The organism is Levilactobacillus lindianensis (genome assembly GCF_003946095.1).
Taxonomy (GTDB): Bacteria; Bacillota; Bacilli; order Lactobacillales; family Lactobacillaceae; genus Levilactobacillus; species Levilactobacillus lindianensis.
Genome location: NZ_RHOD01000001.1, coordinates 89,037 through 102,244 on the forward strand (window position 1 = coordinate 89,037; position 13,208 = coordinate 102,244).

A 13,208-nucleotide genomic window follows, 5' to 3' on the forward strand; every position below is an offset into this window, starting at 1 on the left:
GCGTCATTTTCTGCTCCTTTCTTGATATTTATCAATTTTTTATCGTTGGCTTCAGTATACACTAGGGTTATCAACTTAAGGAGGTTCACGCACTATGAAAATTTATGAAGCAACAATTGTGCCTTTAAACGAACAAGCCATTGGAACTGCCGCTCATGGGTCCGCTCTCTTCGTGATTAATGGGGACACCCTGACGATTAATATTGAGATGCATGCCACCCCAGCCAATCTCCAACACTGGGAACACTTCCATGGCTTCCCCGATGGTCGTGACGCCCAAATCGCCACGAGTGCCCAAGACGTCAACCACGACGGCTTTGTGGACCTCCCCGAGACCGGGGCGGTTTCCGGGACAACCATGGTGCCATTCAACGATGCCCCTCACGAGATGGACATCCCCAACGACGCCTACCCCGTAGCCGACGCCAACGGTGACTTTGCCTACACCAAGGTCGTGCCACTGGCGGCCCTGAGTGAAAAATTCAAGGCTACCTTCAACGACAGTGACCTTGATCTCGACAAGCGCGTCATCTATATTCACGGCGTCACCGATGACGTCGATCTGCCCGACACGGTGGCTGGCGCCGTTGGCCACTACTCCACGCACGTCACCTTACCGATTGCGGTGGGGAAGATCGTAGCCGTGAAGTAACCACAGCATTGACTGGCACTGTACAAGTGGTGATACCCAGTTGCTGACTGGAAAACTCAGCTAATTAAATCTAATGTGAGGCCGTCACGGCAACCGTTGTGGCGGCCTTTTTAGAACTTTTGGTCACATAAAAAGAGCGTGATCCATTGCTAGATCACGCTCTCATAAATTCATTTATTTAACGACTAACCCGATAACATTTAGTTGCCAGGCGCGTCCGTTAACGACCACGTAATGTTCCCAGAATAACCGGTCGCACCACCCGCAGCATAGATGTTGGGGTTGGCGTCCAGGTAAACCCCGGCTGGCACGGAACTGCCATCGTAGGACTTACCATCTTGATTCCAGCTCTTGGCGATGTCCGTCGAGTTACTGTCGCGCTTACCAGAGGCCACAGGGACCGCGTTACCGCTATCTAACTGGGTCCTGGTCCCATTACCATCTTCATAGACGATGTGGCCACTGAGCGTTCGATTACTGCCATCTGTGGCGGTCATCGGCGTTGCGTTCGCGGTGACATACCAGGCCGACCCCATCTCACGGGTATCGGAAATATTGATCTGATAGTCGCCAGGCGCATAGAGCGTCTTTTGACCAGGAACTGGCAAAGTGGCCCCGTTCCCAAAGACCATATTGGTCATGTCGCCGAACTGTAACTTCCCGGCACCACGCGTCACGGAAATCGTGGCTGGCGTTGTCGAGGCATTGCCATCGGCGTCAGAGACATTCATCGTGACGGCTTGAGTTCCACCGGCAACGGTTGCCTTAAGGCTGTCGCCGTCAGCAGTATTGTAGGCCAAGGTCGATGGCGTGGTGCCATCTGGCTTGGTCGCCGTCATGCCGGTCTGCGAGGCAATCCAGGTCGCAATCTCTGACGAAGACTTGCCGGCAATGTGCGCATCCCAGTCATCTGGTGAGACGGTGAGGGATGGCGTCCCTGAGGTGATGGTTAGTGGAACGGTGCTGGAAACTGCAGCTGTAGCAGACAAAGAGTCCCCAAACTCATTACTTTCAACAACTTGGATAGAGCTTGGGTTCCCAAGGTCCGCAATACTACTACCTTTCAAGCTAAAACTATACTTGCCATCCGAATCAATTGTCGTCGTTTTTTCATAATCTCCAGTGAGACCAGTCAGTGTCGCAGACAGCCCAGGTTGACCAGTACCACTAACCGTCAAATCAGAAGATGAAACCTGATTATTAGTTCCAATGACAACTGGCGCCCACGTCTTAGTCGTTGCATTATTACCATTCAATGTTAATTGACCATAATAGTCAGTGGCTGTTTCGCCGAACCCAGTCGCCCTGTACGTAAACCCAATATAAATTGGAAACTTAGGATTCGAACCAAGTTCAGAAAGATCTACAGGTATATCAGTAGCTCCCGAAGGTGCTGTGGCCGTACTTGTACTGTAGTCAGAAGAGACCTTCCACCCGGTCGGTGTACTAGTAGCAAGCGACCGCGCTTTACCATTCTCAACAACAGTAACATCAGCATGTGCCGACAAATACTTACCACGATTAGAAACAGACATCGTGGCCGCACCAGAATAACTAACATAAATGTGCTTCGTATTCTTAGTTACCCGGCCATTGACAACACCATCTGCCGAAACTGCCTCTAGTGTTGGATAACCACTACTCCCAAAATAGTTACTATTATCGTCAACGAAGTTGGCAGTCTTTTCAATCACTCCTGTGCCTGCCGCATCGGTCAATGGCGTCCCCGCAGCGTTCGCAGTAACTATCGTCATTCCACTCAAACCCATAAAAGACAGCAGTAAGCTCAGTTGGAGCAAAAGTTTCTTTAGCTTCATTGCAACTTACCCCCTCTCGTTGAGTAAACGGGCTTGACGATAAACACTCATTGCCAAGACTAAGACAATTAATAAAAGTAATCCAACCAAACTGGTTAAGAAGACTCGTGATTCATTGGTTTGTGGTAACCGTCCAGCGACTAAATCTGCTGAACCGGCCTTCACAATGGTCCCTAATTTATTTGACTTTGTTGCATTGTTTACTGGATTCTTCGTTTTGCCCTTGTTAGTTGTCTTCTTACCAGAAGGTTTATCAGGAACTACCGGAAGATCCGCACCAGATCCCGTGTGAACCTTAGATGGCTCAGGAACCGGTTTAGGTTCCGGAGTTGGTTCCGGAGTTGGTTCCGGAGTTGGTGGTACTGGATACCCCTGAATATACACACTAGTCTGTGTCGTACCACTAGTCCCATCTACGGTTGCGGCGAACGCTGGTGTCGCTACGCCGATCCCAACGGCAAACGCGAGCGCCATAATTAAGTTTATGATGAATTTCTTCATACCAACGCCCTCCTTTCTCAAGGGACTTCGCTTACTTCTGCTTTTCATTCTCGTCCTCATCTCTACGACGACGGCGAATCAGATAGATAATTAACAGAATCAAGAGAACCAAGATCAACATAGCCAAAGCGCCGAGACCAATTAACAACCAGATGTTAACCCCCGGATCATCAACTGAATCGGAATTAAACTTATTGGCTTGCGCGTTGGTAATCGTAAAGTCGCGGTCAAAGATCCAAGTTCGATCCTTATTTTTAACCACCATGTGCAGGTGATAATGGCCTGCCTTCAATGGTGTCTTCCCATAGAGCATTGGGTAGCGATACGTTGTGTTTGGTGCCATTTGCACGTTCTCTTTTTGAACACGCTTTACAGTCTGACCGCCATCACGATTCGTAATGGTTGAGTCTAGCTTCAGATTGGGAATAATGGTAGCCGTTGGGTTCTTCAAATTGGCAATAACTCCACGGTGATAGTTATCCATCCCCGCACCGACCTTACCAAGTTTGAGATCCGCAGCCGGTACCTTACCCATTAAATACTCCATACCAACAACGTAAGAATACTTATTCTTGATATTATTGGCACCCTTCACTTTACCAGTGACCTTAGTGTCAACCCGTTCAAAATACCATGCACCCAAGATCAACCCATTATACGATTTATCCTGAGGCACTTGAACGTTAACAGAGACGACTTTACTGCCACCAGCCGGAACTGTCACGGTCTTCTGGCCCTGAACCCGGCTGATATCACTCATTTTGTATTTTAACGACGAGTCATAAGACTTAGGGGTGTTAATGTAATCAATCACCCCACTCGAATTAGTCCATGCCGTATGCATAGCTGACTTCACTCGAATATCTTGGTTCGTGACATTGAAAATCTTCGTACGCAAAGTCTGGGTCTGCCCAGGTTTCATACGTAACTCGAAGAACGACTGACTCTTATCAATTTGATTCTTTGGAATCTGTGCTTCTACGCTGTACCCAATATTGTTATTCACGCCAGCCGCTTTAGCGGTCACCGGAACAACACCACCAATCAACAACGCAAAAACAGCGAGTAACATGAGTTGGAACTTCTTCAATCCTTGCATCCTTACACCTCTGCCTTACCCTAGTTAGACTCTGGTCGTACCAACTTCATGATACAACATATGTAGGCGAAAAAGGTGCTCATTATGAATACAATGGACACCTTTGCTCGCGATTAATAAAATTTATGCTTTTGGAGCTGCGGCTGGAGTGTCGCTTAAAGCCCAAGTTAAGGTACCAGAGTAGGTACCAGTGTTAGTCGTAGCACCAACACTTGAAAGTTGAATGTTTGAAGGGTCGAGTTGGAATGAAGTTTGACCAGCACCACTATCAGTAGCGGCACCGTAAATGGTTTGAGTAGAACCATCAATGGTTGAAACCTTCACTGAGTTAGCAGAAAGACCGGTAGTTGCATCTGCAGAGTTCTTAATAGTCGTTGCACCAGCACCACCATTAAAGTCGATCGTAGCACCCTTTAAGAAGTTAGTGTTTGTATCGGTGTTGCTCTTATCAATCATCTTCGTGCTAGATACTTGAACCGACCAGCCGGCGTTAGAACCACGAGTGTCAGAAATTTCAGTAACGAAATTCGAGTTCGTTGTACCATCAGCAAATGTTTCAGGGGTAATTGTCGTTTGACCCTTAACATCTTGGGAGCCAGAAGTTACTGACTTGCTTGAACCAAAGTCAAGGTTATTCGTAACGTATAAGAAAGTTAAGTTCCCGTCACCAGTAGTTGCACCGTTACCGGTTTGAGTTCCAGTTGCTGGCTTTGATGGGTCGTTAGGATCAACTGGATTCGTAACAGGATCTGGTGCTTCAAACTTAGCCGTAGCATTCGTGGTACCAGAGGTTAGTACTGAAGCCGCATTGGCAACGACTGGCGCAATGCTTCCTAATAATAATGCACTTGCTAATAAAATACTGCTTACTGTCTTCTTCATAATCTAATGCACTCCTTTTAATCTGCTATGGATTCCCAAAACACTGTGACCAACAATACCCTGTGTGGCCTGAAACTTGTTGAGGCACCATCGCTGATCCCCATAATCATTCAGACTACCCCAGAAGTGACAACCTCCCTAGACGGTTGTTACGCTTCTTTAAGTATGTAACAACGTTAGTATAGCTCCGATATGTCAACTTGTAAACAATTATTTATCTAAAATGTAAATAAATTTTGGACATTTTTAAAAAGCCCTGCACCCCCGGCATGGCGGTATTCTTAGCGGTTTTATCAGGCAATGTTTTACATACTATAAACTGTATTTTTCACCCATACAAATGAATTGTGTGAGCAAATTCAACCGCAATATGCCGTCAATCGTTGACCCCCATAGACTTTCGTTTACCTTTTGTTAGTGAAGTTTTAACTAAATGATGCCAATTATTCTAAAAATATCATGATTTACAGTATTAATATAATTAATTTGGAACGAATTCCGGACTCAACTCTCACGTCAAAATTGACAATTAATTGCCGAGAATATTTAATTTAAAACCAAATAATATTTTTTGTTTTTCTTTATATTGGTGACAAAAAGGTCGACATGGAACATTCAATTCCGTGTCGACCCCCTCATTAACCTTTGCTTTAATTTCGTTTATTTCAACAACTGTCGCAGTAACGCTTGCGTCGCATCCTGCCGCTTGGCTTCGCGATCGCGTTGCCGCAGATAATACTGGTGTAACGCCGAGAGCGTGACGGCGTCATCCTCTGCGGGTAAGGCGTACAGTCGCCGGTAAGCCGTCTGTACAGCCGCAAAGTCTGGCTTTCCCGCCATTAGCTGACGCAGCTGACCGGGAGTCACGTGATTCTTTCTGGCCGGTACCCAGCCTTGCTCGGGTTGAAGCGCTAGCCGTTCCGTGAAGGCTTGCGTCAATCTCGTTGGCCAGCTCGTTGGAAATGACTTACCAGCCTCTAGCTCCGCACGAAGTGACTCACAATCGGTGAACACTTGTGCCGGGACTTGATGCCCTTCCCAGAGCTCACGCAGTGGTCGCAGGCGCGCCTGGCGTTCTTCTGCCGTCAGATCGAATCCCACCGTCACATTGAACAAGTCGTCATCCCAATCGCGTTGCCGCTGTTTTGCCCGAAACCGCACGCGGCGATTCAAGTCGGCCACCAAGTAACGCGGCACAATCTGTAAACGTGCCGCCGCAATCTTGCCACTGCGGTCGAACTCCGTGGCCATGACTCCCAATTGATAGGAGTTGACTAACTTCTTCAACGCCCGGGGTTGTTCAATTTCAGCCAACCGGGCCTTGAAGTCGGCTAACGGCAGATGTTGAACAATTAGTTCGGCCACCGTCGCCCCATAATTACGGTAGGGTTGCGAGGCTCGCAGCTCCTGCACCGCGGCACTTTCCTGCGTCTCGGCGGACTTCCAAGCGGCGGCCACTTCACGTTCGGCACGTTGCTTGGTGACCTCATTCTGCTGGGCCTGTTGCTCAACCAACGCTCGGGCCGTCCGCTGATCCAATTCGGTCAATTGTGTGTACTCGGTTAAGTACGGCGTCAGCTCCGCCTGTGGCAGCTGGTGCCGTCGCCGTTTCAGGTAACCGTCCACCGTCGTCTGTGTTCCACGACGCACCCACCGCCGACGACCATGTTGGGTCTGTGGCAGGTGGGGTAACGCCGTTTGGTTCCACAAAATCTCTGGAACTTGCGGGTAATGTGCGGTCAAGTCGTCATACTGGGCAACTGCGTGGAAGTTATCCTCGGTGGTGATCGCCATCAGGTACTGCATTTCATCACTCATGAACTTCTTGACGCACTCCGACCCCACCACGATCTCCTGACCGTCCGTGCGCAACACCACGTGGTACTCGTAGCGCACCGGCTTGTGGCACAACGCACAGTGCGTCCAGTCCGTTCGGTTCTCACTGACGTTAATCGCATAGGGTAAACGCGCCAACAACTTCCAGACACTACTGCCCTGCAAGAGCCAGTCCACCCGTTGGTCCGTCAATAGTTCCCGTGCCGAGCGGGTCAAAAAGTCGCTGGTTGTTTTGACCGTCGGATGCTCCCGCAGCAGCGGCATGACCCGTGTCAGGTCCGGCAGTTGGAGTGCCGGTTGACTGAGCTGGAGAAAACGATTTTCAGCAGGTGTAAGGAGTGTGGTGACCATGCGGATCTTCCCTTCGTTTCAAAAATTCGATTCTCCTAGCATACCATAATTCCTCTGAATGGGGAACGTACGTTTTTAATTCTCGTTGATCCAGGCTCGCAAGGCGACCCCGGTCCGGGATTGGGCCACCTCGACCGATTCACGGGGAGTCCCACTGTACTGAATGTGACCGCCGTAACGCCCGGCATCTGGCCCGACGTCGATCAGCCAGTCGGCCTGACTAATCACGGCGAGATTGTGTTCGATAATAATCAAGGAGTTTCCGGCCGCGACCAAGCTGTTGAACAAGGTCATCAGTCGGGCCGTATCCTTTAAATGTAACCCAGCGGTTGGTTCGTCTAGGAGGTAGACCGTCCCTTGCTTGCCGAGTTCGACGGCCAGCTTCAACCGTTGTAATTCACCACCAGACAGCGTGGTCAGGGGTTGTGCCAGCGTCAAATAACCCAGACCAACCTTATCCATGTTGGCTAGTTGGGCCGCAATCTTGGGCGTAGCCACGAAGAACTTAGCGGCCGCCGTAACGGACAACTGAAGCACTTCGGCAATCGTTTTACCTTGATAGTGATACTGGAGGGCTTCTTCACTGTAGCGTTTACCGTGACAGCGTTCGCAGGTCTGCACGACCGGGTCCATGAACGCCATATTGGTGATCGTGACCCCTTTTCCCTTACACCGCGGGCAGGCACCCTTACCGTTATAACTGAAGAGGCTGGTCCCGACGCGGTCGTTGGCGTCGCTGAAAAGCTTGCGAATGCCATCCAGGATCCCGAGGTAGGTCGCTGGCGTCGACCGGATATTAATACCGACTGGCGCTTGAGCCAAGTCGATGTAGTCACCCGTCAGCTTAGCCTTGAGGGCCGTGACCAGCGACGACTTCCCAGAGCCGGCAACCCCGGAGATCACCGTCATGACGCCCAGTGGCACGTCCACGTCGACATCTTGCAAATTGTTCTGGGTCACGTGCCGCAATTCTAGCTGACCGGTTGGTTGACGCTCCGGGCCCCAATGATGGGCCTGCCGCAACCAATCGCCGGTTAACGTGTCGGAAGCCAACAGGTCTTGATAAGTTCCCGTAAAGGTAATCTGACCACCACCCTGGCCGGCCAGTGGGCCCATTTCGACCACGTAATCGGCGAAACTGATCATGGCCGGGTTGTGTTCAACCACCAGAATCGTATTGCCCTTGTCCTTTAATTTGGTGAGGGCCTGGCGAATCAACTGAATGTCGTGTGGATGGAGGCCGACACTGGGTTCATCTAAGATGTAGACCATATCGACCAGCGCACTGGTCAGGTATTTGGCGATCTTGATCCGCTGGGCTTCCCCACCAGAAAGCGAACTGGTTCCCCGGTCCAAGGTCAGATAACCTAAGCCGATGTCGACCAGGGATTGAATCTTGGTACTGAGTTCGCGCACGACATCGGTGGCCAGTGGTTCGGTGATGCCCTGCAGAAAACGCAACACGTGGTTAAGATCCATCGCACTGACGTCGGCAATGTTGACGCCGTTGATGTGGACCGTTAGGACCTCCGGCTTCAGTCGCGTCCCGTGACAAACCGGACATGGCTTGCGGGTGACAATTTCGGCAATGGCCTCGCGGTGATGTTCGGCTTCCTTCTTACCAATAACCGAGCGGCGAATCCGGGGTACGACCCCTTCATACAGGGCCGTCCGCGGAAAACCCTCGCCGGGATGGGCCAGCTTCTGTTGGGGCGCGTGCATCAAGAGATCATATTCTTTAGCGGTGTAATCCTTGATGGGTTTATCGTCGTCAAAGAGACCGCTAGTGGCGTACCGCCGCCAACGCCAGGTATCAGGTCCAAAGCTGACAAAGGTGATCGCCCCTTCATTTAGCGACTTTTCGGGGTCAATCAGCTTGCTCTCGTCGATGTCATCCACGTAGCCCAAACCCTGGCAGGAGGGACACATCCCCTGTGGCAGGTTGAAGGAGAAACTGTCGGAATAGCCAATAAAGGGTTTCCCAATCCGGGAAAATAACAAACGCATCAGCGAATAGATTCCGGTGTACGTCGCCAGTGTTGAGCGCGCATTCTTCCCTAGTCGTTGTTGCGCAATCACGATGGCCACGGGCAGGTGTTCGATATCCTGAACGTGGGGCTGCCCGAATTTTGGTAAGTATTGTTGGGTAAAGCTCGGAAAGGTCTCGTTGAGTTCTCGTCGTGAAGCCGCGGCGATCGTATCAAACACCAACGACGACTTCCCCGACCCCGACAAACCGACAAAGACGGTCGTCTGATATTTGGGCACCTTTAAACTCACATGCTTCAGGTTGTTTTGCGTGGCATTCTTAATCTCGATGTATCCTTGTTCAAATTGCATCGCCATCCCAGACTCCTCTCAGATCGTTTTCCTTCTATGTACTAATCATCCCCAGAACCGACATCAAGGTTGGTCGCTGAGGGCACCTTCCCAGCCTACCACATTCTAAAATTTTCCACCTGCTCGAAAACTCGCAAGCTAATCACTCCGGTTTTTGATTGTGTACGCTTATACTTTAACGTGTAAGATTTTTAGAAGGAGGAACATCCCATGTCCTTATTGAATAAACGCCCATTGAATTTACCCGCCGCCATCATCGCTGGTGGGGCCGCCGGAATCGTCTCCGGCTTGGTCAAGCTCGGCTGGGAGAACATTTTGCCCCCACGAACCGAAGAACGCGACGCCACGAATCCCCCGCAGACTTTATTGGAACAATTTGGGATTCCCGCAAAGATTACGCACGCTACCTATACTTACTCTGGCCATAAATTACCGTGGGTGAGCTACATCATCCACTTTGGCTTCTCAACCACCTTTGCCGTCCTCTACCAAATCGTCGGTGAAAAACTCCCCATCGTGAAGAAAGACGCCGGAACCTGGTTCGGTCTGACCATCTGGATTGCCTTTCACGTTGGCTTGATGCCTGCTATGGGGACGGTTCCGGCTGCTAAGGATCAACCAACCGAAGAACACGTGTCCGAGGCCCTCGGCCACATCGCCTGGATGGTCACCAACGACTTGGTTGGTGCGGAAGTCTACCGGCGCCTGGTTCAAGAAAGTAAACGTCAGAAGTAAACACGTTAATTGCAGCTAAAGGATCAAAGCCAGCGCTAACGCGTGGCGAAGACCTCGCCAGCTCGCGGCTGACAGGGCAGAAACGGGGTGGGACGTCTTGAAGACCCGATCCATGGGGCTTCAACCGTGCCCCACAGGACGGCGCTCCTGACCACCTGCGACGATCCCCATTTAAACCAATTGATTCAACCCTCTGGAGGCGACGCAATGAACAAACCTTGGCAAACGAAATGGCCCGAACGTCTGAGTTACGGCCTGAGTGACGCCGCGGATAACCTGGTCTTTCAGATGATGACCACCTATCTGCTCTTCTTTTATACCGACGTCTATGGTCTGACCGCCAGTGCGGCCGCGATTCTCTTCGTGGTTGCTCGGCTAGCCGATGTCGTCGAGAGTCTCATCATTGGCCTGATGATTGACCGAACACATTCGAAGTGGGGCAAGAGCCGGCCATTCTTTCTGTGGTACGCCCTCCCCTACGTTATCTTCGCCATTCTGACCTTCGTGACTCCACCATTTGGTGGCACTGGCAAACTCGTCTGGGCCTATGTCACTTATCTAGGACTGGGCTTTCTCTACACGGCGGTCAATCTGCCCATCACGTCGATTCTGCCCACGATGACGGAAAACGACCAGGAACAAACGGTACTGGGCGTCATTCGCCAGTTCTGCGGAAGTTCCGTGCAGATCATTGTGGCCGTCTTCACCCTGCCATTAGTGGCGCTATTCGGCCATGGTAACCAACGACGCGGCTTTCTCTTAACCATCGTGTTGTTCGGTGCCATCTCGCTAGTGCTCATCTGGAATACCTTCATTCACGTGCGCGAACGTTTCACCAACCCCGAGCACGCTCATCAATCTTGGCGCGCCGTGAGTGGGATGTTGAAGAAAAACAAGCCGTGGCTCGTGATTTCCGTGGTCATCCTACTCTACTGGTTAACCACCGCAATTAAAAACCAGACAACCATCTATTATTTCAAATACATTCAAAATAACGAACAACTGGTTCCATACGCCAACGCCTTTACCTTTGCGGCGCTGATCGGGGTCCTGCTAATCGTCCGCTTCTCTAATCGTTGGGGTAAAAAGCGCACGATGCTAACAGGCATCTTCATTGCCGCCGTTGGTCAACTAATCCTCAGTCTAGGCGCCGTCGGTAATTTATTACCAGTCATCTTTACCGGTACCCTTATCAACTCTGTGGGAAATGGGCTCATCATTGGCCTCGTTTCCATCATGATTGCCGATACTATTCGTTATGGGATGGCAATGGGTATTCAAGCGGAAGGTATCCTGGCTTCGACCGATGACTTCGGGGTTAACGTCGGTTTGGGGCTGGGTGGCTTGATCACCGCCGGCCTCTTCCATCTGTCCGGCTACGCGGCTAACCACGCCCAAAATGGCGCCACGCAACACATGATCCTTTTGAATTACGCTTGGTTACCGTTAGTTCTCTACCTTGTCATGTTCGCGGTCCTGTTGCTCTACAACGAACGCGAACTCCAGGCTAAGATTCAACCGGACATTCAGGATTAACCCCTTATTAGTACTAACGAAATTCGAGGCAACTTTTTCGCACATTTTGGCAAAATAAATTATTAAATATCAGATTACTTTCAAAATTCGGCAACATGTCGGTTCATTCGCCTAACGATCGGCTGAGACGGCACTTCCTGGCAACCCTACTGAAGATCAATAAGATCGGCCATAGTTATTCCCAAGAACCCGAAAAGCAAAATTGGCAAGCACGACCTGAATAATCAGGTGGTGCTTGCCAATTTTTTGTCATCACATCATTAGGAATTAGAACGGATCCACCTTGTCGCGAAGGCCAGCAAACTTAGCCGCAGACGGCCCATCTTAACAAATAGCCATCATCTGTTCACAAAGAAGGGCTATGCCAATCGGCGCAGCCCACTTCTTTACGATTTATCCTAATTAATCTTGAGTCGTCGTGTGGTTCCGCGTACGGCCACGGTTGGAGTTCCGCCGTTTATCATGTAAACTGTCGAACCCAACGAAGCCAGCCGCAACGGCCCGCTCATTGGCGCGGTGAAGGACCTTGATAAAGTGTTCTGCTTCGTCCTTACCAAAGAAGCCTAACCAACGGTGGAACCGTTCGTCCGTCGCCTGTGCCAGGTTCCGTTGAACCCGACTACCCGCGGCTGTCAAAGTAATGTACTTGACCCGCCGGTCATTAGGATCGACCTTCTGCATCACGTAGTTTTCCTTCAACAACACGTTAACTTGACGAGCAATGGCACTCTTTGAAACGCCTTCTAACTTGGCCAATTCCACCAACGTCTGCCCGTTCTTACTCCGCGCAACGTTTTCCATTACCATGAAGGCTTCAAAAGTTAAATTATACTTTTGGGTGGGAATCGAAACAAAGTCACCGATGTACTTGAAGATGTGCATGTACAGGTCGTCAAATTGTTTCTTTAATTCTGCTTCCGTAACGTTTTCGTTTGTCGTCTCTGTCATTATAAATCCATTACTCCTTCTACTTCAGCGCGGGGCGCTGCCATTTACCGTCCTAAATTGGATACAGCCTACGGGACTTAATTTTAGCCGATAAAACGCCCGCCGTCACCGGTCAAAAGATCTAAAGTGGATAACCATACTTATATTTTATAGATAAAGTAACTAATCCAGTAATATTATAGTTATGATTGGCAAAATAGAACACCTGTTCTATAATGGGATTAATCTCCTGACCAAGGATGTGACATGAATGCTAGACTATACACCACAAAAAATCCGGCTCCTACTCCAAACCGCTTATCAAAAAAACCAGCTCACCACGATCACTTACCGTGGCGTTACCAAAACGGGAACCGTTGACTTCGTGACTGCCAGCACCGTTTATCTCGGTTTGGCTGCCGGCCATTCTCGTGAAATTCCCCTGACCCAGATCAGCCAAGTCAAACTACACCAATTACAGTCTTGGTGGTATCTTTATGATTCTTCCGCACAGTAACTCCCTCTAGTATCG

At 50.1% G+C, this 13,208-nt stretch carries 11 protein-coding genes; 4 read left to right on the forward strand and 7 right to left on the reverse strand.

Annotated features, from left to right (window positions below; translation table 11 throughout):
- Positions 1–94 precede the first annotated feature (94 nt).
- Positions 95–652: a hypothetical protein gene (locus EKM70_RS00395; RefSeq protein ID WP_125544205.1), complete on the forward strand. Its 558-nt coding sequence runs from the start codon at positions 95–97 to the stop codon at positions 650–652.
- 200 nt (positions 653–852) lie between these two features.
- On the opposite strand, the gene EKM70_RS00400 is transcribed toward EKM70_RS00395, so the two are convergent.
- The 6 genes from EKM70_RS00400 to EKM70_RS00425 all read right to left on the reverse strand — a co-directional run bounded on the left by EKM70_RS00400 (position 853) and on the right by EKM70_RS00425 (position 9,484).
- On the reverse strand, positions 853–2,469 hold the full coding sequence (locus EKM70_RS00400) for a hypothetical protein (protein WP_125544207.1): 1,617 nt from the start codon (positions 2,467–2,469) through the stop codon (positions 853–855).
- 6 nt (positions 2,470–2,475) lie between these two features.
- Positions 2,476–2,970 (reverse strand): LPXTG cell wall anchor domain-containing protein, encoded by a 495-nt coding sequence (locus EKM70_RS00405; protein WP_125544209.1) that lies wholly within the window; start codon positions 2,968–2,970, stop codon positions 2,476–2,478.
- A gap of 31 nt (positions 2,971–3,001) precedes the next feature.
- Positions 3,002–4,069, reverse strand: coding sequence for a DUF916 and DUF3324 domain-containing protein (locus tag EKM70_RS00410; protein ID WP_125544211.1), 1,068 nt, complete (start codon positions 4,067–4,069; stop codon positions 3,002–3,004).
- Positions 4,070–4,192: 123 nt separating this feature from the next.
- Positions 4,193–4,951: a WxL domain-containing protein gene (locus tag EKM70_RS00415; protein ID WP_125544212.1), complete on the reverse strand. Its 759-nt coding sequence runs from the start codon at positions 4,949–4,951 to the stop codon at positions 4,193–4,195.
- Between the two features lie 660 nt (positions 4,952–5,611).
- On the reverse strand, positions 5,612–7,138 hold the full coding sequence (locus EKM70_RS00420; RefSeq protein WP_125544214.1) for a hypothetical protein: 1,527 nt from the start codon (positions 7,136–7,138) through the stop codon (positions 5,612–5,614).
- 75 nt (positions 7,139–7,213) lie between these two features.
- The gene (locus EKM70_RS00425; RefSeq protein WP_125544216.1) at positions 7,214–9,484 is read right to left on the reverse strand and encodes an ATP-binding cassette domain-containing protein; all 2,271 of its coding nucleotides are present in this window, start codon (positions 9,482–9,484) and stop codon (positions 7,214–7,216) included.
- Positions 9,485–9,688: 204 nt separating this feature from the next.
- Between EKM70_RS00425 and EKM70_RS00430 the strand changes: the two genes are divergently transcribed.
- On the forward strand, positions 9,689–10,213 hold the full coding sequence (locus EKM70_RS00430; RefSeq protein ID WP_125544218.1) for a DUF1440 domain-containing protein: 525 nt from the start codon (positions 9,689–9,691) through the stop codon (positions 10,211–10,213).
- Positions 10,214–10,420: 207 nt separating this feature from the next.
- Positions 10,421–11,749, forward strand: a complete 1,329-nt coding sequence (locus EKM70_RS00435; protein ID WP_125544220.1) for an MFS transporter — start codon at positions 10,421–10,423, stop codon at positions 11,747–11,749.
- 402 nt (positions 11,750–12,151) lie between these two features.
- Here EKM70_RS00435 and EKM70_RS00440 read toward each other — a convergent pair whose 3' ends face one another.
- Positions 12,152–12,697 carry a MarR family winged helix-turn-helix transcriptional regulator gene (locus EKM70_RS00440; protein WP_125544222.1) on the reverse strand — a complete coding sequence of 182 codons (546 nt, stop codon included), beginning with the start codon at positions 12,695–12,697 and terminating at the stop codon, positions 12,152–12,154.
- Between the two features lie 250 nt (positions 12,698–12,947).
- Between EKM70_RS00440 and EKM70_RS00445 the strand changes: the two genes are divergently transcribed.
- The gene (locus EKM70_RS00445) at positions 12,948–13,193 is read left to right on the forward strand and encodes a hypothetical protein (protein ID WP_125544224.1); all 246 of its coding nucleotides are present in this window, start codon (positions 12,948–12,950) and stop codon (positions 13,191–13,193) included.
- Positions 13,194–13,208 lie beyond the last annotated feature (15 nt).

Coding starts and splice junctions, on each gene's coding strand:
- EKM70_RS00415 (WP_125544212.1), bottom strand. CDS start 4,951: ATGAAGAAGACAGTAAGCAGTATTTTATTAGCAAGTGCATTATTATTA.
- EKM70_RS00395 (WP_125544205.1), top strand. CDS start 95: ATGAAAATTTATGAAGCAACAATTGTGCCTTTAAACGAACAAGCCATT.
- EKM70_RS00440 (WP_125544222.1), bottom strand. CDS start 12,697: ATGACAGAGACGACAAACGAAAACGTTACGGAAGCAGAATTAAAGAAA.
- EKM70_RS00430 (WP_125544218.1), top strand. CDS start 9,689: ATGTCCTTATTGAATAAACGCCCATTGAATTTACCCGCCGCCATCATC.
- EKM70_RS00420 (WP_125544214.1), bottom strand. CDS start 7,138: ATGGTCACCACACTCCTTACACCTGCTGAAAATCGTTTTCTCCAGCTC.
- EKM70_RS00435 (WP_125544220.1), top strand. CDS start 10,421: ATGAACAAACCTTGGCAAACGAAATGGCCCGAACGTCTGAGTTACGGC.
- EKM70_RS00425 (WP_125544216.1), bottom strand. CDS start 9,484: ATGGCGATGCAATTTGAACAAGGATACATCGAGATTAAGAATGCCACG.
- EKM70_RS00445 (WP_125544224.1), top strand. CDS start 12,948: ATGCTAGACTATACACCACAAAAAATCCGGCTCCTACTCCAAACCGCT.
- EKM70_RS00405 (WP_125544209.1), bottom strand. CDS start 2,970: ATGAAGAAATTCATCATAAACTTAATTATGGCGCTCGCGTTTGCCGTT.
- EKM70_RS00410 (WP_125544211.1), bottom strand. CDS start 4,069: ATGCAAGGATTGAAGAAGTTCCAACTCATGTTACTCGCTGTTTTTGCG.
- EKM70_RS00400 (WP_125544207.1), bottom strand. CDS start 2,469: ATGAAGCTAAAGAAACTTTTGCTCCAACTGAGCTTACTGCTGTCTTTT.